The organism is Maridesulfovibrio ferrireducens (assembly GCF_016342405.1).
Taxonomy (GTDB): domain Bacteria; phylum Desulfobacterota; class Desulfovibrionia; order Desulfovibrionales; family Desulfovibrionaceae; genus Maridesulfovibrio; species Maridesulfovibrio ferrireducens_A.
The window spans coordinates 136,900-154,892 of sequence record NZ_JAEINN010000001.1; the positions used below are offsets into that span (position 1 = coordinate 136,900).

At 45.7% G+C, this 17,993-nt stretch carries 17 protein-coding genes; all 17 read right to left on the bottom strand.

Features of this window, described 5'->3' with window-relative positions:
- Nucleotides 1-28: 28 nt before the first annotated feature.
- Nucleotides 29-2,548 carry an endopeptidase La gene (lon, locus tag JEY82_RS00615; protein WP_304081640.1) on the bottom strand — a complete coding sequence of 840 codons (2,520 nt, stop codon included), beginning with the start codon at nt 2,546-2,548 and terminating at the stop codon, nt 29-31.
- A gap of 148 nt (nt 2,549-2,696) precedes the next feature.
- Nucleotides 2,697-2,969 (bottom strand): acylphosphatase, encoded by a 273-nt coding sequence (locus JEY82_RS00620; protein WP_304081642.1) that lies wholly within the window; start codon nt 2,967-2,969, stop codon nt 2,697-2,699.
- A 28-nt stretch (nt 2,970-2,997) separates the two neighbouring features.
- Nucleotides 2,998-3,675 (bottom strand): DNA repair protein RadC, encoded by a 678-nt coding sequence (radC, locus tag JEY82_RS00625; RefSeq protein ID WP_304081644.1) that lies wholly within the window; start codon nt 3,673-3,675, stop codon nt 2,998-3,000.
- Between the two features lie 245 nt (nt 3,676-3,920).
- Complete coding sequence (gene holA, locus JEY82_RS00630; protein WP_304081646.1) at nt 3,921-4,907, bottom strand: DNA polymerase III subunit delta; 987 nt, start codon at nt 4,905-4,907, stop codon at nt 3,921-3,923.
- A gap of 112 nt (nt 4,908-5,019) precedes the next feature.
- Nucleotides 5,020-5,526 carry an LPS assembly lipoprotein LptE gene (lptE, locus tag JEY82_RS00635; protein ID WP_304081647.1) on the bottom strand — a complete coding sequence of 169 codons (507 nt, stop codon included), beginning with the start codon at nt 5,524-5,526 and terminating at the stop codon, nt 5,020-5,022.
- An 86-nt stretch (nt 5,527-5,612) separates the two neighbouring features.
- Nucleotides 5,613-8,111 carry a leucine--tRNA ligase gene (gene leuS / locus JEY82_RS00640; protein ID WP_304081649.1) on the bottom strand — a complete coding sequence of 833 codons (2,499 nt, stop codon included), beginning with the start codon at nt 8,109-8,111 and terminating at the stop codon, nt 5,613-5,615.
- A gap of 70 nt (nt 8,112-8,181) precedes the next feature.
- Nucleotides 8,182-8,643 (bottom strand): transcription antitermination factor NusB, encoded by a 462-nt coding sequence (gene nusB, locus JEY82_RS00645; protein WP_092157192.1) that lies wholly within the window; start codon nt 8,641-8,643, stop codon nt 8,182-8,184.
- A 182-nt stretch (nt 8,644-8,825) separates the two neighbouring features.
- Nucleotides 8,826-9,296 (bottom strand): 6,7-dimethyl-8-ribityllumazine synthase, encoded by a 471-nt coding sequence (ribE, locus tag JEY82_RS00650; RefSeq protein ID WP_092157191.1) that lies wholly within the window; start codon nt 9,294-9,296, stop codon nt 8,826-8,828.
- A gap of 12 nt (nt 9,297-9,308) precedes the next feature.
- Entirely contained in the window at nt 9,309-10,529 is a 1,221-nt protein-coding gene (locus JEY82_RS00655; protein WP_304081653.1) for a bifunctional 3,4-dihydroxy-2-butanone-4-phosphate synthase/GTP cyclohydrolase II, read from the bottom strand.
- 221 nt (nt 10,530-10,750) lie between these two features.
- A complete protein-coding gene (locus tag JEY82_RS00660; RefSeq protein ID WP_304081655.1) occupies nt 10,751-11,416 on the bottom strand; it encodes a riboflavin synthase in 666 nt (221 codons plus the stop codon).
- A gap of 11 nt (nt 11,417-11,427) precedes the next feature.
- Nucleotides 11,428-12,570 carry a bifunctional diaminohydroxyphosphoribosylaminopyrimidine deaminase/5-amino-6-(5-phosphoribosylamino)uracil reductase RibD gene (gene ribD, locus JEY82_RS00665; RefSeq protein WP_304081657.1) on the bottom strand — a complete coding sequence of 381 codons (1,143 nt, stop codon included), beginning with the start codon at nt 12,568-12,570 and terminating at the stop codon, nt 11,428-11,430.
- On the bottom strand, nt 12,545-13,000 hold the full coding sequence (locus tag JEY82_RS00670; RefSeq protein ID WP_304081659.1) for a cytidine/deoxycytidylate deaminase family protein: 456 nt from the start codon (nt 12,998-13,000) through the stop codon (nt 12,545-12,547). The genes ribD and JEY82_RS00670 overlap by 26 nt, the downstream gene beginning before the upstream one ends.
- Before the next feature lie 123 nt (nt 13,001-13,123).
- Nucleotides 13,124-14,362 (bottom strand): serine hydroxymethyltransferase, encoded by a 1,239-nt coding sequence (glyA, locus tag JEY82_RS00675; RefSeq protein WP_304081661.1) that lies wholly within the window; start codon nt 14,360-14,362, stop codon nt 13,124-13,126.
- A 45-nt stretch (nt 14,363-14,407) separates the two neighbouring features.
- On the bottom strand, nt 14,408-15,646 hold the full coding sequence (gene fabF, locus JEY82_RS00680) for a beta-ketoacyl-ACP synthase II (RefSeq protein WP_304081663.1): 1,239 nt from the start codon (nt 15,644-15,646) through the stop codon (nt 14,408-14,410).
- 128 nt (nt 15,647-15,774) lie between these two features.
- The gene (locus JEY82_RS00685) at nt 15,775-16,002 is read right to left on the bottom strand and encodes an acyl carrier protein (RefSeq protein ID WP_092157183.1); all 228 of its coding nucleotides are present in this window, start codon (nt 16,000-16,002) and stop codon (nt 15,775-15,777) included.
- 30 nt (nt 16,003-16,032) lie between these two features.
- Nucleotides 16,033-16,776 carry a 3-oxoacyl-[acyl-carrier-protein] reductase gene (gene fabG / locus JEY82_RS00690; RefSeq protein WP_304081665.1) on the bottom strand — a complete coding sequence of 248 codons (744 nt, stop codon included), beginning with the start codon at nt 16,774-16,776 and terminating at the stop codon, nt 16,033-16,035.
- A 190-nt stretch (nt 16,777-16,966) separates the two neighbouring features.
- Nucleotides 16,967-17,950 (bottom strand): beta-ketoacyl-ACP synthase III, encoded by a 984-nt coding sequence (locus JEY82_RS00695; RefSeq protein WP_304081667.1) that lies wholly within the window; start codon nt 17,948-17,950, stop codon nt 16,967-16,969.
- Between the last annotated feature and the right edge of the window lie 43 nt (nt 17,951-17,993).

Sequence of the window (17,993 nt, forward strand, 5' to 3'; positions counted from 1 at the left end):
TTTAATTTAAGGCAATTAAATACCAATGCTATTTCATTTTAGCTATCGGCCATACTTCTTCTATTCTTTCGATCGGGGTAATTTCGATCATGCTGCGAAGTTCGTCTGGAATATCTTCAAGGTCTTTCACATTCTGTGACGGGATAAGAACCCGTTTCATTCCGAGAGAAACTGCGGCGAGGATTTTTTCTTTGATTCCGCCAACGGGTAGTACGCGTCCACGCAAAGATATTTCACCGGTCATCGCAAGTTCCGGATTAACCGGACTGCTTGTGAGCGCGGAAAGAAGCGCCGTTACCAGTGTAACACCGGCAGAAGGTCCGTCTTTCGGAGTTGCGCCGTCAGGAACGTGAATATGGAGATCCTGCTCTTCGTGGAACTTAGGGCTGATACCATATTCGTCCGCATGGCGACGGGCAAAGGAAACCGCGGCTTGCGCAGATTCTTTCATTACATCGCCAAGCTGTCCGGTCAGGAGCAGCTTACCCTTACCGGGCATGGCTGAAACTTCAATGTGCAGAGTTGTTCCGCCCACTGGAGTCCATGCAAGACCGACTGCTACGCCCGGAGGCAGTATGTGTTCTCTTTCATCTTCAAGGTATCTGGGGATTCCCAATAATTTCTCAAGATTATCTGTAGTCACTTCAAACGGGCCTTCTTCGCCTTCGGCTTTCTTGCGGGCCAGTTTACGGCAGACACTGCCTACTTCGCGCTCAAGATTTCTAAGACCTGCTTCGCGGGTGTATTCTTTAATAATCTTAGCTAAAACTTCATCGTCCATAACAAGTTCATCTTCACCGAGTCCGTTTTCCTTTGCCTGACGGGAAAGAAGATAACGACGGGCGATTTTGACCTTTTCGTGTTCAGTGTATCCGGGAAGCCTGATAACTTCCATGCGGTCCAAAAGAGGACGGGGGATAGAGTCCAGAACATTTGCAGTACAAATGAACATTGCCTTCGAGAGATCATAAGGAACGTTTAAGTAATGATCAGTGAAAGAAAAATTCTGTTCAGGATCGAGAACTTCCAGCAGAGCGGAAGAAGGATCGCCTCGGAAATCTGAACCGAGTTTATCAATCTCATCCAGCATTACAACCGGATTGCGGGTTCCGCATTGTTTCATTCCCTGAATGATACGTCCGGGCATGGAACCTATGTAGGTTCTGCGATGACCGCGAATTTCAGCTTCGTCGCGCATTCCGCCGAGGGACATACGGTGGAATTTCCGTTGCAGACTGCGCGCAATTGATCTTCCAAGTGACGTTTTACCGACACCGGGAGGGCCTACGAAACAAAGGATAGGCCCCTTCATCGCAGGGTTTAATTTGCGGACACTCAAATATTCAAGGATACGTTCTTTTACTTTTTCGAGATCGTAATGATCTTCATCTAAAATTCGTTTGGCTTCTTTGATGTCGAGGCGGTCACGTGACTGTTTTTTCCAAGGTATTTCAGTCATCCAGTCAAGATAAGACCTGATAACGGTGGCTTCGGATGCATCAGGGTGCATGGCTTCGAGACGGCGGAGCTGTTTTTCTGCTTCAACCCGCACATCTTTAGGCATTTTAGCTTTTTTAATTGCCTTTCTGATTTCGTCCATTTCCTCTGCTTCGTCAGCAGATTCTCCAAGCTCGCCCTTGATGGCCTTGAGCTGTTCACGCAGATAAAAATCGCGCTGAGCTTTATCCATGCCTTCTTTGGCTCTGTTCTGAATCTTGTTCTGCATGGAGGCAACTTCAACTTCTTGAGTAAGTTGTGTGTTGACCAGTGTGAGGCGCGCGACAGGTTCTTCGCACTCGAGGATGGATTGCGCAACAGGAACCTTCATTCTAAGATTGGAGGCGATGAGGTCGGCGAGTCTCCCCGGTTCATTAACATTATTGAGCACGCTCATAATGTCGGTGGAAGAAATGCCTCTCAGTGAGAGAATCTTTTCACTTTGCTCGCGTGAAGATCTGACCAGTGCTTCCTGTTCGGAGGAAACATCTCCCGCTTCTGCTTCGGATATGGTCTCTATTTCAGCAATATGGAACGGTTCGGAACCGATAAATCTTTTTACTTTAGCTCTTGATACGCCTTGTACCAGTACTTTCAGTCTGCCGTCAGGCATTTTGAGCATGCGCATAATCATACAGACTGTTCCGGTTGTATAAAGATCGTCATGTTCAGGCGCTTCGATGCTTTCATCTTCCTGCGTGAGGATCAGTACATAGCGGTCTCCGGTCATTGCAGCTTCAACGGCATTGACGGACTTTTCACGGCCTACAAACAGAGGCAGAATCATGTAGTTGAATACAACTATATCGCGTACCGCCAAAACTGGAAGAGTTGTAGGAATGTTCGTATGTACATTTTCAGAAATATTCCCTGTATCGTCCAGCAGATCAGCTGCGTCATGAAGAACATTCAGGGGAGAAACAGGCGGTTTATTCAGTCCCTGATTGTTTCCGGCATCAGAGATTTTCATCGCTTTAATATTTTTTATTGAACCAGCTTTGTCTTTTTTACGCAGCTTGAGAGGTTTGATCGGGGATTTCTTTTTTTTCAACGGAAGATCCTTATGTCAAAAGTGGTTATTTATTTAACTATATAAAGAGCATACTTTTTCAGCCTCATATCTCTAAGTAAGAGGCTGAAAAAGTATACTATAAAATGCATTTCAGAAGCTTAGCAAAAAAATCCCGTTGGCTACCCAATTACCTGATTTCAAATGAATCATGCTTTGTGTCATAGTCGATCCAATTGCATTTAAGGTCTGTAACCTGTGACAAAGGAGGGCCGACAAGAAGCCTTGTTCTCATTTCTGCAATATCGGATTCACGGCCTTGAAGCAGAACTTCAATTGGCCCATCATCTAAATTGCGAGTCCATCCGCCTAAGTGCAGTGCTACCGCCTGATCATTAACCCATGAACGAAAGAAAACGCCTTGAACCTTACCGGTAACAACACAATGATAACTTCTAATCATCGAGCTCTCCTTTTGGCTTGAGGTGGAATTACAATCGTCCTGATTCCATAAAACTGTAAAATCTGTCTGCGGTGACAATAACATGATCAAGCAGACGTATTTCAAGTTCCCGGCAAGCCGATGCAATTTCCATAGTTCTTGCAAGGTCTTCAGGAGACGGGGAAGGGTCTCCTCCGGGATGATTATGGGCCAGGATAACTCCGCTCGCGTTGTTTCTGAGTGCCAGAGCAACTATCTCGCGGGGAAAGACAGCAGTTTTATCAACTGTTCCTTCCGTAAGCTTTTCCCAGCATATCACTTTATTGCCATTGTTGACCAGTGCTACCCAAAATTGTTCAATCGCTAAATTTCCAATTCTGGCCATCGCTGCCTTTGAAACCGTGTCCGGCGATGAAAGTGCACTTTGAACAAACATGGGTTCTTCGGCCATTCTTGCCCAGAATTCACGAAGAAGTGTAAAAAAAGTTAAAACTCCGGGGCCGACACCTTTGATGTTTTTAAGTCTTTCATTCGAAGCTTTGAAAACCCCGCCCAGAGTTTCGAATTCTGAAAGTAACTCTTTGGCTATAGGTTTTGTGTCCTGCCTTGGAAGCACCTGACCGAGCATAAGTTCTAAAATCTCATAGTCCGCCAGATTTTGTGAATTAACGCAAAGCCGCTCTTTAAGCCTTTGACGGTGTCCATGGTAGTGCGGTTTGTCATTCATAAATAGATAGTAAGTCTGCTTTGGCAAGTCGTATAGTTAAAAAGTATGTAAAAAGAGTAAAAACATTAAAAAAAGGTGTAAAAAGCATGAAATTAATGTTTTTAACGTCGATATCTATTTTTAAGAGATAAACCGGATGGCGCGGCAAATCAACCTGCGTGAGTAGGGATTTTAGCTTATTTTGATAAAAAAACATCATTTGGCGTTAAATAATGTGTTTTTTAGACAGAAAGTGAGGGGAAAGGTTATCTTCGCCGATTTGAAGGCTGTATTGCAAAAAGATTTGTGAGCGCGGCTACAAGAAGTTCGAGAGCCTGATCAGGTCTGCGGTTTCCTGTTTTAATTCCTATTTCAGCTTCCATAACGATGTCGAAAATTTTTGCGATGCGGGCCGCACCTATGCGCTGAGCGAGCGCTGCTTTTTGCTTTTTAACAAAGGGAGGCAGTCTCACAGAGGAGTCCTCTCCGTGGAGCATCATCCATAAGGCTCTGGCTTCACGGGTAAGAGATGCTGTAAGCATAAAGATCATGGAATCTTTTTCCATGTGATTTGTCAGAACACGTCTCCATATTTCTACAGGGTCGCCGCCCTGTGACATGGAACTCATAAACTCGAAAAAATTCATCTCTTCGGAAAAAGCTATCAGACTCAAGTGATCCATGAGTAGTTTTTTCTCAGGTCCGGCAGCAAGTTCCAGCTTATCAAGTTCGAGCTTCGCTGCTCGTGCGTCTTTGGGTAAAGCTTTAGTCAGGGCGTGTTTGACCGCATTATCCATTATTATGGAATTTTGCGCAGACCATTTATTAACGAATCCTGTAATGGATTTTTCATCAAGCCCTGCGGAGTTCCAGAACCATTTTTGCTTTTCAGCATATTTCCAGCAGTTGCGTTTTTTCAGGACAGCAGGGACAGGAGCGCCTTTTTTATCCCATTTGCCTTCAAGGCATAAGAATAGAAAAGAAGAATCTGAAAGAGATGACAGAGCTTTGTCGAGAGTTTTCCATGTAGCAACTTTAAGAGTGTGAGCACGTCTTAAGATGATAGCTTTGCTGGAACCGAAAAGGGTCTGGAGAGTGAGGTCGTCCCAGAATTGGGATGGTAGTTCGTCGTCCGCCCAGTATACTTTTTTTTCAAAATCAGAAGCATTGTTACTTTCAAGAATTTCGGTAATGCGGTTATGGAGCAGCTCTGCATCAGGGCAGGTGAGAAAAATGTATCCCGGTCTGGACATGTTTATCCTGCTTAAGTGTTGCTTCTGATTTACTGTTTTTTACTGGTTTAACTGTATCCGTCACAAAGATTTTGCGACGGATACAGATCTACTTTGCAGAGAAATATTTAACTTAGTAAGCCTGATTCATGCGGTCGACAAGTCTGCGGATCAGAAGCCTTACGATCAGCTCGTCAGTAGCCTCTTCCTGTCCGGTGTAGTAAGATTCTGTAACCTCAACATTTCCGGAATTCCAGATGAGATGGCCGTCAGCGGCATCAACTACTTTCATTTGAACTCTGAGGGTCGCATTGTATTTTAGAGTTTTGTCTTTGTCACCGAGCACGCGGCTGCCATTTGAAAATTTTACAATTCTAATGTTGAAAAGGGCTTCTGCTTTTGATTTTTCAACCCATGTGAGCTGTCCACGGCGTGTGATTTCATCTCTGAGGCCGGATCTTATTTTAGGTTCAAGCCAGCGTTCAAGAGTGGGGTTGGTAACTTCGGCAATAGCAACTTCCCTGAACGCTTCAGGCAGTCTATTAGGTTCGCTCGCAGAATTATGATAACCGCATCCGCTGACGAAGAAAACGAGACATAGAAGTAATAAGAGTCGTTTTACGGTGTTAATGGCGATCATTCTGAGGGGTTCCCTGTAAGCCGCGTTCGGCGGGTTGCTGTTAAAGTGGAAATGCGGGACGGCAAATACCGCCCCGCAATAATGAACTAATTAGCTACGATGTTGACCAGTTTACCCGGAACAACGATCACTTTTCTGACGGTCTTGCCTTCGATGTTTTTAACAACATTTTCGTGGGCAAGAGCTTCTTTTTCAATTTCTTCTTTTGAAGCGGAAGCGGGAACAGAGAGTTTTGCTCTCATTTTTCCGTTTACCTGAATGACGATGAGCAGTTCGTCAGTGACGAGTGCAGATTCATCATATTCAGGCCATGCGGCCTCAGCAACGCTTCCTTTGTAACCAAGAATTTCCCAGAGTTCTTCGCACATGTGCGGAGTTATGGGAGCCAGCACAGTAAGGACAGTGCTGAAAGCTGATGACAAAGCAAATTTACCGCCGTCGGTTTCAACGAGTGTTTCCTTAAGGGCGTACATTTCGTTGACCAGTTCCATTGTCGCGGCAATTACCGTGTTGAACTGGAATTTGTTTTCCATGTCACGGCTTGCGCGGCTGACGGTTTCGTGTTCTTTCCGGCGAAGTTTTTTAGCTTCGGAGGGAAGATTGATTCCTTCGGGAGAGGCGCATGAGCCGACCGGAGAAACTACGTCTTCCAAGGCTTCAGCAAGTCTCCAGACTCTGTTTAAGAAGCGGGAAGCTCCTTCCAGTCCCTGATCACTCCATTCGAGATCTTTTTCAGGAGGCGAAGCAAACAGAATGAAAAGTCTTGTTGCATCTGCTCCGTATTTTTCAATCATGGTTTTGGGGTCAACAACGTTGCCTTTGGATTTTGACATCTTGGCGCCGTCTTTGAGTACCATTCCCTGAGTGAGCAGGTTTGCAAAAGGTTCATCAAGGCCTGTGTAGCCTTCGTCACGCAGGGCTTTAGTGAAGAATCTGGCATAGAGCAGATGTAAAATCGCGTGCTCAATTCCGCCGATATACTGATCGACAGGCAACCAGTAGTCCAGAGCGTCACGGTTGAAAGCTCCGTCGTCTTTGCGTGCGTCAGTATAGCGCAGGAAATACCATGACGATTCAACAAAGGTGTCCATGGTGTCGGTTTCCCGCTCGGCAGGTCTTCCGCACTTAGGGCAGATTGTGTTGATGAAAGATTCCATCTGCGGCAGTGGAGAGCGTCCATCTTCATTCATAATCGCATCTTCCGGCAGAATAATTGGAAGATCTTCTTCAGGGACAGGTTGAATTCCGCAATGATCACAGTAGATAATCGGGATAGGAGAACCCCAGAATCTCTGGCGGGAAATATTCCAGTCACGCAGACGATAGTTGATAGACTTTTTGCCTTTGCCGCTCTTGCCTAAGTAATCAACAATGGCTTTCTTTGCTTCGTCGTTGGGCAGGTTGTCGAATTCACCTGAATTAACCAGAACTCCGGGCGCGGTGAAAGCTTCTGTCATTCCATCGAGAGTTAAAGTTTCACCTTTAGGTTGAATTACAACCTGTATCGGCAAGTCATATTTTTTAGCAAATTCATAGTCGCGCTGATCATGTGCGGGGACGGCCATTACTGCGCCGGTTCCGTAACCCATGAGCACGAAGTTTGCCACATAGATCGGCATCTTTGCGCCGTTAAGCGGGTTGATGCAGTAAGCTCCGGTAAATACACCTTCTTTTTCAAGGTCGTCAGCGGAACGGACAATGCGGTCAATGTTTGAAACTTTTGTTACGAATTCGCGTACCTTGTCAGCTTCAGCTTTGCCCTTGATGAGTTTTTCCACCATGGGATGCTCAGCGGCAAGAGACATGAAAGTTGCACCGTAAAGAGTATCGGGACGGGTTGTGAAAACGCTGATTGTGTCATCGCCATCGGCAACTTCAAAATCAAGTTCAGCACCGACACTTTTACCGATCCAGTTACGCTGCATGGTCAGAACTCTTTCAGGCCATCCGCCTTCAAGCTTGTTAAGGCTTTCAAGGAGTTCTTCTGCGTAATCGGTGATGCGCATGAACCACTGGGAAAGTTCCTTCTGTTCAACCTGAGTTTCGCAACGCCAGCAGAGACCGTCTTCAACCTGTTCGTTTGCAAGGACGGTATTACAGGTTTCACACCAGTTAACTGGAGATTTTTTGCGGTAGATCAGACCTTTTTTCAGGAAATCCAGAAAAAACTGCTGTTCCCATTTATAATATCCGGGATGACAGGTCGCCATTTCTCGGCTCCAGTCATAGGAGTAACCGAGGCGCGAAAGCTGAGTACGCATGTCATCTATATTGGCGTAGGTCCATTCTGCCGGATGAGTGTTGTTTTTGATCGCCGCATTTTCTGCGGGTAGACCGAAAGCATCCCAACCGATGGGATGAAGGACGTTGAATCCCTTCATTCGTTTATAACGGGCAACTACGTCAGCAATGGAGTAGTTACGCACGTGTCCCATGTGAATTTTACCGGAAGGATACGGAAACATCTCCAAGACATAATACTTGGGGCGTGATGTGTCTGTTTTAACATGGAAAGATCCTTGATCTTCCCATGCCTTCTGCCATTTTTGTTCAATTATTTCTGGGTTGTATTTCCCGAAGCCCATTGTAGAATCCTTGCTTAGTCTTTTATGAGAGCGGAAAAACGAAATGCTCCCGTTGAAAGGATATTTTTAATCAGAATTTTTTAGTAACTGAAAATTTTCCGCTGTCTATATCGCGAGCCACAGCGTCGAGAATTCCGTTGATAAAATTGCGTGAATTGTCATCACCGAATTTCTTAGCAAGTTCAATCCCTTCGTTGATGCCTACTTTAAGGGGAATATCCGCCTTGTAGAGCAGCTCATATACGGAGAGTCTGAGGATTGCGAGTTCAGCTTTAGCTATCCGCTCAATCTTCCAGTGCTTTGAGTATTTTGAGATGATTTCATCTAATTCTTCAAGCGTATTCCAAACATTAAGCAGAAGCTCACGGGCGTACAGAATGAGATCTTCATCTGTTTCCCTGGTAACTGCCGGGCTCTGGTTGTATATACGTTCACATGTCCAGCCACCGTGAGGGGGGACAAAACTAATGCCGTAGAGAACTTGAAAAGCTAAAATACGGCCTTTTCTGCGTAAACCTTTTGTCTGGGACATCTGACTTTATAATCCTGTCGGTTCAGACGCACTTGCGCCGTGTCCGTAAGATACAATTAAATTGTTTTTAAAACAACACAATGGGCAAACGGTCTCCGATTTTAACCGGAGTCCGGCTGCCCATGTGAATATTCTTAAAGAATACAGCCGTATGAAGGCTGTAGCAGCTTAAAATAAGTTGCTTAGATCTGCTCCATAACCCTGATGGTTTCGAGCATCGCAGAAGCAGCTTCAACACCTTTGTTTCCACCTTTGGTACCGGCACGTTCGATAGCCTGTTCCAGTGTGTCACAAGTAAGGACTCCGAATCCGATGGGCAGGTTGTTGTCCATGCTTATCTGAGCAACTCCCTTCGCGCATTCGCTACAAACATAATCAAAATGAGGTGTTGCACCACGAATAACCGTTCCGAGACAGGTTATTCCGTTGTACTTGCCTGTTTCTGCAACTTTTTTGGTGACAACTGGCATTTCAAACACGCCTGGAACTTTAATCAAAGTGATGTTTGCTCTGTCACAACCGTGACGCACGAGGTAATCAACAGCTCCGCCGACGAGTCTTTCAACGATAAAGTCGTTGAAACGTCCGGCAATCAGAGCAATTTTAAGATTCTTTGCGTCAAGCTGTCCTTCGATAGTTTTGATATGATGCATGTCCCGTCTCCGTTATTTCTTATTGTCTTCCAAGTGAGTCAGAAGGTGGCCCATTTTTTCTTTTTTAGTCTTGAGATATTTTAAATTAACTTCACACGCATCCATTTCAATCGGAACGCGCTGGGTTACTTCAAGTCCGTATCCTTCAAGACCTACAATCTTTTTAGGATTGTTGGTCATAAGCTTCATTTTAGAAATTCCAAGCTGCACCAGAATCTGTGCTCCGGTACCGTATTCACGAAGGTCGGCTTTGAATCCGAGTTTTTCGTTTGCTTCAACGGTATCGCAACCCTGATCCTGAAGATGGTAGGCTTTGATTTTGTTGCCGAGGCCGATTCCGCGTCCTTCCTGTCTCATGTAGAGGAAAACTCCTTTACCTTCGTTGTGGATCATGCACATTGCGGCAGAAAGCTGATCTCCACAATCGCAACGCATTGATCCGAAGACATCACCAGTCAAACATTCGCTGTGCACTCTGACCAAAGTAGGTTCTTTGGGGTCGAGTTCACCCATAATCAATGCGATATGTGTGCGGTTGTCTTCACTGGAATGGAAAGCCACAGCTTTAAAATCACCCCAGCGGGTAGGCAGTTCTGCTTCAGCTTGACGTTTTACGGTGTGGCTGCCGAATTTCATGCGGTATTTAATGAGATCTTCAGTACTGCAAATTTTAAGACCGTGTTTTTCAGCGTAAATTTTAAGATCAGGGAGTCTGGCCATTGTTCCATCATCTTTCATGATTTCACAAATGACACCCGCAGGTTTGAGGCCTGCCAGACGAGCAAGGTCGACACTGCCTTCAGTCTGACCTGCACGGACAAGAACTCCGCTATCTTTAGCCCGGAGAGGGAAGATATGACCGGGAGAAACTATGTCGTCAGCTTCAACATCGTCAGCTACTGCTGTTAAAATGGTTGTAGCTCTGTCCTGTGCGGAGATACCGGTTGTAACTCCGTTACGGGCTTCAATGGAAACCGTGAAGTTTGTTCCGAACTGAGAGTCGTTGTGTTGAGCCATCATCGGGAGCTTGAGAGCATCAACCATTTCACCGGACATGGCGAGGCATATAAGACCTCTGCCGTGTGTGGCCATGAAGTTGATAAGTTCAGGAGTTACTTTTTCCGCTGCACAAACGAGATCACCCTCGTTTTCACGGTCTTCATCATCGACCATGATGACCATTTTACCTGCGCGGAGATCCTCAATCGCTTCTTCAATTGTACAGAAAGGCATTTTGATATCCTCATGCTCCGGCATCTAGGAGCAGTTCATTATATTTTCCCAGTTCAGTTTTTACGAACAGGAGAAGTCTTCTTACCTTAAAAAACAAAAAGGGTGAAATATGTTTTTTTATGTTTAAATATCTTTTTATATTAGGTGGTTAAAAAGATGTAAAACATATTTTTAATTTTCAATTATCATCTGATGGCAATCAGCCTGTTCTATAAACAGTCTTAAAAACCGTTTTTTTGGAGAAAATCCATAGTTAATTTGCTTTTCGGACTACCGGATTTAGCCGATCCGGATTGACCGGTCCATGGTCCCAGCATTCTCTGAACATACTTGCCGATAACATCTGTTTCCATGTTAACAAGGTATCCCGGTTTCCAGTCTGAAATTGTGGTCTGTTCCTGAGTTTCAGGAATGATGTTGACCTCAAGGAAATCAGCACCGCAGTCGTTCACTGTAAGGCTTATTCCGTCCAGTCCGATGGACCCTTTAGGCACAACGAAAGGTCCGTGTTCCGACGGAAATTTGATCTTGTAGATTTTGGATTCTCCGGCAGGGCGCACAGATTCCACAGAAGCTATACAGTCAATGTGTCCGCTGACTATGTGTCCTCCGAGTCTGTCCCCCATAGCCAGTGCCCGCTCATAGTTAATTTTAGACCCCGGTTTTAAGCTGCCAAGATTGGTGCAGTCCATGGTTTCTTTACTTGCGTAACATGAAAACCAGCTGTCACTGAAAGTTTCAACTGTGAGGCAAACTCCATTTATAGCTATGGACTCACCTTTGGCATAATCTTTAATATCAGGGGCATTAACTGTAAAACGGGTCTCTTTTCCCCGATTTTCAGCTTTTGCAATAGAGCCTTTACCCTGAACAAGTCCGGTGAACATTTATTGGTCCTTTATCTATCAGCGGGTTTGAATACTATTTTTAAATCCAAGCCGCTTTGTTCTACTCGGTTGACCCTGAAATTAAGGGCCTCTTCCATAAACTGTCTATCTGATCCTGCAAAGTTAGGTCTTCCGAGTGTGTTACCCAGAATGCGTGGCGCTTGATACATTACGAATTCATCAATCAATTCTTGCTCGGCAAGTGATAAAGCCAGTTTACCGCCGCCTTCGCAGAGAGTACGGAGCACTCCGTGTTTTTCGCGCAAAAATTTGAATCCGCATTCAAATGTAAGTCCTTTTTTGCCGGAGGGAAGACCTATAACTTCAATACCTTTATTAACAAGTGCTTTTGCTGTTTCAGAGGAGGCTTGTTCTGCGGTGGTCCAGAATATTGTTTCTTTGGCGCGCGTTGTCGTCAGTGTGAATTCTTCGTGATTTTCGGGAAGTCTGGTAGTTACAACCACGGCCTTAGGCTGCACAAAATTTTTCGGCTTGATTTCAAGTCGGCAATTGAGGGACGGATTATCTTCGCGCAGGGTGTTGCCGCCGATAATAACTGCACCGACCATGGCACGAAGTTTTTGTACATCAGCGAAGGAGTCAGGGCAGGATACAGCTTCCTGCCTGCCTGTTGTTCCGGCGATTTTACCATCGATTGTCGAGGCCAGTTTTAAAATCGAATATGGACGGTCACTATTCTGCCAAAGCAGGAAGTCGGATATAAGGTCGAGGCATTGCTCTTCAAGCACGCCTGTTTCAACTTTAACACCCTTGGATTCGAGAAATTCAAGTCCACCGGCAGCTTTCGGATTAGGATCTCTTGTGCCGATGACAATGTGCGGAATTCCGGCTTCAATTATTCCTTCGGTACAGGGAGGTGTTTTGCCGAAATGATTGCACGGCTCAAGAGTTACAAACATGGTACATTTTGTCATGTCCACATTTTTGCTGATCGCGTCGGCAATGCACTCACGTTCTGCGTGTAATCCTCCGCAGTAATGGTGCCAGCCTTCGGCGACAATCTGCCCGTCACGAATCATGACAGCTCCAACCGTTGGGTTGGGTGCTGTGCGGTCCCTGCCGCGCAAGGCCAGAGTCACGGCGCGAGCCATGAACTGTTCAGATGAATTAGATGTCGAACTGCAGAAGTTCAAACTTTACTCCGGCTTCTTTTAACATGGCCTCAGATAATTCGTCAGGGTAGCTTTCTGAAAAATATACAGCTGTTACGCCAGTATTGATAAGCATTTTTGTGCAGATGAGACAGGGCTGGGTGGTACAGTAAATTTCACAGCCTTTAAGTTTGATGCCGTGAACAGCAGCCTGAATGATGACATTCTGTTCAGCGTGTAAACCTCGGCAGAGTTCGTGACGTTCACCCGAAGGTATTCCGAGTGTTTCACGCAGGCATCCTATTTCGGCACAATGTGCGATGTCCGAGGGAGAACCATTGTATCCGGTGGCAAGGATTCGTTTATCTTTGACCGCAATAGCACCGACTTTGCGTCTTGTGCATGTGGCTCGTTCCGCAACTTGATGCGCTATGCGCATAAAATATTCAGGCCAAGGAAGTCTATTATCCATGGGAAGCACCCTGCTTTTGAAGCTGAGGCGGATTCGGAATAATTCCCGAATCCGCCTTTATGTCAATGAATTTGATATGTAATTTAAGACTTCAGCTGATTTTCAGCTGATTTCCAATCTTTACTAATAAGCAAATAATGGGAAATCTTTTGCGAAGTCAGCGATTTCTTTACGTATTCCGGCAAGTTTAGTTTCATTGCCGATGGAACCGATAGCAGCGGTAATCCAGCATGCTATGTTTTCCATATCCTTTTCTTTCATTCCTCTTGTTGTCAAAGCCGGGGTTCCGATACGAATTCCGGAAGTGACGAACGGGGAACGAGTTTCAAAAGGAATGGTGTTCTTGTTGACGGTGATTCCTGCTTCATCAAGAGCAATCTCAGCATCTTTGCCGGTGATGTTCTTGTTTGTCAGGTCGACCATCATAAGGTGGTTATCGGTTCCGCCAGAGACAAGTTCAAAACCTGCTCCGGTGAGGTGTCCGGCTAAAGCCTGAGCATTAGCAACAACCTGTTTCTGGTATTCAACATATGAAGGAGAAAGAGCTTCGCCGAAAGCAACTGCTTTAGCTGCGATCACGTGCATCAGCGGTCCACCCTGAATTCCGGGGAAGATGTTGGAGTTCAAAGCTTTTGCATTTTCTTCACTGGAAAGAATCATACCGCCGCGAGGCCCGCGAAGGGTCTTGTGGGTGGTAGTGGTGGTGTAGTGTGCATGCTCGATGCAGGAAGGATGAACGCCTGCGGCGATAAGTCCTGCAATGTGAGCCATATCGACCATGAGGACAGCTCCTACTTCATCAGCAATCTGACGGAAGCGGGCGAAATCGATAATACGGGGATATGCACTTGCACCAGCTATGATCATCTTGGGTTTGCACTCTTTGGCAATCTTCAGGACGTTATCATAGTTGATAGTTTTAGTTTCAGGGTCCACTCCGTAGAAGTGTATATCAAAGAGTTTACCTGAAAAGTTTACCGGGCTTCCATGGGTAAGATGTCCACCATGAGAAAGATCCATACCGAGGACGGTATCGCCGGGCTTAAGCGCAGCGAAATATACAGCCATATTGGCCTGTGAACCGGAATGAGGCTGAACATTGACATATTCACAGCCGAAGATTTCTTTAGCTCTGTCGCGTGCTAAATCTTCAACCTGATCAACGAACTCGCAACCTCCGTAATAACGTTTGCCCGGGTAACCTTCAGCGTATTTATGAGTCATAACGCTGCCCATTGCCTGACGAACCGCGGTGGAGGTAAAGTTCTCCGAAGCGATAAGTTCAAGGCCGGTCATCTGGCGAGTTACTTCGCGGGCGATGGTTGCGGCAACAGCCGGATCTTTCATCATTAGTTCTTCCATGACAAGCTCCAAGAGTTTGACGGTCCCTTACAAAGAGGGGGCCAATTAATCTTCAAATTTTTTGAAGAGCATACAGGCGTTTGTTCCACCGAATCCGAATGAGTTGCTCAGGACGTAATTTGCTTGTTTTTTGCGCATTCCGTCTTTGCCGTAATCAAGATCACAGTCTGGATCTGCTTCAAGCTGATTTGCAGTTCCGGGGATAATGCCGGTTGCGAGAGTTTTTACACTGAAGACAGCTTCCATGCCGCCCGCTCCGCCGAGGAGATGGCCGGTCTGGGATTTGTTCGCAGTTATCGCGATGTTGCGTGCGTGGTCTCCGAAAACTTTTTTGATAGCTTTCGTTTCGCAAAAATCATTCAAATATGTAGAAGTTCCGTGTGCGTTGATATGATCAACCTGTGAAGAATCAATGCCTGCTTCGCGGATGGCAGCTTCCATGGCTAAAGCCATTCCGCGTCCGTCTTCCGGTGGAGCAGTCATGTGGTAAGCATCGGATGAAGCTCCGAAGCCTACGACTTCAGCAAGGATTTCAGCGCCACGGGCTCTTGCGTGATCAAGTGATTCCAGAAGGAGCAGACCGCATCCTTCACCCATAATAAACCCGTCGCGACCTTTATCGAATGGGCGTGAAGCTTTTTCGGGATCGTCGTTACGGGTGGAAAGGGCTTTCATGGAAGTAAAGCCTGCAAAACCCAAAGGAGTAATGGTTGATTCTGTACCACCGCAAATCATAACGTCTGCACGTCCGAGCATTATGTCGGTATATGCTGCGCCGATGGAATGTGTACCGGAAGCGCATGCTGTACACATACACATGTTCGGTCCACGTGCTCCCGAAAAGATGGAGACCTGTCCGGATGCCATATTTCCGATGATGATTGGGATAAAGAAAGGAGTAATTTTTCTAGGACCGCTTTTTTGCAGTTTTGCGTGCTGGGTCTCAATGGTCTGAAGACCGCCGAGACCAACCCCGATAACTACGCCTGTGCGTTTGCAATCATCACCTTCAAGCTTAAACTTCGCATTTTCGAGCAACTGCTCGCCAGCGGCCACAGCTAGCTGTGTGAACCTCTCCATGCGTTTAGCCTGTTTGTGAGGGATGAAATCTTTGGGGTCAAAATTTTTGACTTCGCCAGCAATCTGAGATGTGAATTCACTCGCATCAAAAGATGTTATTTTAGCGATGCCGGATTTACCAGCAAGGAGGTTGTTCCAGCTGGTATCTATGTCATTACCGATAGGGGTGATGGCGGAAAGGCCGGTTACTACTACCCTGTTCATGGTATTATAGCCTGTAAGATGTGTTGGAGATTATTATCAATGGCAAATGAAAAAAAGGAGCGCCTTACGCCCGTATGGGCTGAGTAAGGCGCTCATTCAAAAGCCTTGTCTAGATCAAGTAGAGTCGACTATTTGCCTTCAACAAAGCTGATGGCGTCTTTGACTTTAAGGATCTTCTGAGCGTCTTCGTCTTCGATTTCGATGTCGAATTCTTCTTCCATTGCCATGATGAGTTCGGTCAGATCAAGAGAATCTGCACCGAGATCTTCAACAAAGGAAGCTTCGTCTTTAATTTCATCTGCGGATACGCCAAGCTGGTCTACGATAATTGCTTTTACTTTTTCAGCTGCGGACATGGTCCCCTCCAAATCATTAAGTTTGTTTCTTTACATGTACATCCCGCCGTTAACAGCGAGAGTCTGTCCCGTAATATAACCGGAGTTTTCCGACGCGAGGAAGGAAACTGCATTAGCTATATCATCGGATGTTCCGAGTTTTTTCAGCGGTATATTTTCCAGCATATGCGCCACCACTTCTTCAGACAGTTCAGCGGTCATGTCTGTTTTTATGAATCCCGGTGCGACGGCATTCACGGTGACATTGCGCGGAGCAAGTTCAATGGCGCTGGCTTTAGTCAGTCCGATAAGACCGGCCTTGGCCGAAACGTAGTTTGCCTGACCGACATTGCCGGCTTGAGCTACTACTGAGGAAATATTAATGATTCTTCCATAACGCTGTTTCATCATAATCTTTGCGGATTCGCGTAGAAAAGTGAAAGCGCCTGTAAGGTTGATGTCCAGAACTTTGTTCCAGTCATCGTTTTTCATACGGACAAGGAGTCCATCTTTGGTGATTCCGGCATTGTTTACCAGAACATCAAGTTTTACCTTTCCTTTAATTTCACTTTTGAAAAAGGAGGTAACAGCTTCACTGTCAGAAGAGTCCAGTTTGAAGGATTTTGCTTTTCCGCCGGCGGCTTCAATTTCGGAACAGACTCTGTCCGCTCCGTCAGGGCGGCTCACGTAGGTAATAATTACCTCAAAGCCGTCTTTAGCCATTTTCTTGGCGCAAGCTTCTCCTATGCCTCTTGATCCGCCCGTAATAAGGGCGGTGCTTGGTAGATCACTCATAGGTATTTCCTCTGTATAATTTGTCTAGTCCTGCGTCTCATAGCCTAAAGCGGCTTTGACTGCAAATTTAATATATCCGCGTTCTGCGAAAGATGATCTCAATATGTTTAATAAATTAAATAAAATTTAATTATTTCTGACTGTTGAGAGTGTCTGTTTTGGTAGACAGAACCGCTCAAATGTATGAAATTTAAAATTGAATCAAGGTTGATCCCCAGGTCAATCCGCCTCCAAAAGTGGCTAACAGGACGAGATCACCACTTTTTATCGCGCCGATTTCCTTTGCTTCTGCAAGTGCAATCGGGATTGATGCTGCTGATGTATTGCCGAATTTATTAACATTTACAAAAACTTTCTCGGTAGGAAGTTCAAGTTTTTTACCGACAGCCTCAATAATGCGCAAATTGGCCTGATGCGGAATGAGCAGATCTACGTCTTTAGTTGTAAAACCATGTTTTGCGAGTATTTCATTTGAAATAGAAGACATGGATCTGACAGCTTTTCTGTAGATTGAACGGCCCTGCATCTGGATAAAGTGGTCTTCTCCGACAACATCACCTAACTTGTATGGGTAGGCTGAGCCGGCCCCTCTTACAGTCAATGTTTCACTTTCGCCTTCGGAGGAAAGCAGCACGTCAATTACTTTGCCTGAATTCTCGCAGTCTTCCGAGGTGAGGATGATTGCTCCGGCTCCGTCCCCGAAGAGAACGCAGGTGGAACGGTCTTCCCAGTTTACGCGGCTGGTTAAGACTTCGCTTCCGCAGACAAGGATCTTAGAGTCGGGATTTAAATTGATAAGAGCTCTGGCAACTTCTACGGCGTATACAAAGCCCGAGCAAGCTGCAGAGATATCCATCGGGATTCTATGTTTGAGGCCTAGTCGTTCCATCAGCAGGCATGCTGTTGATGGGATTATTGTGTCGGCGGTGAAAGTTGCAACTAAAATATGCGTAAGTTCATCCGCTTCCATTCCTGCATTTTTGAGAGCTTTCTGAGTTGCTTCAAAAGTCAGATCAAGACACGTTTCATTTTCAACAACGTGACGCTGTTTTATTCCAGTTCGAGAGTTTATCCATTCATCTGTGGTGTCGACAAATTTTTCAAGATCGGCATTAGTGTAAACTCTTTCAGGGACATGATAACCAAGTCCTCTGATATAGGAGAAATTACTCATTGTTACAGTTCCTGTTTTTGACTGGGAGGGTGAAGTTCTCCTG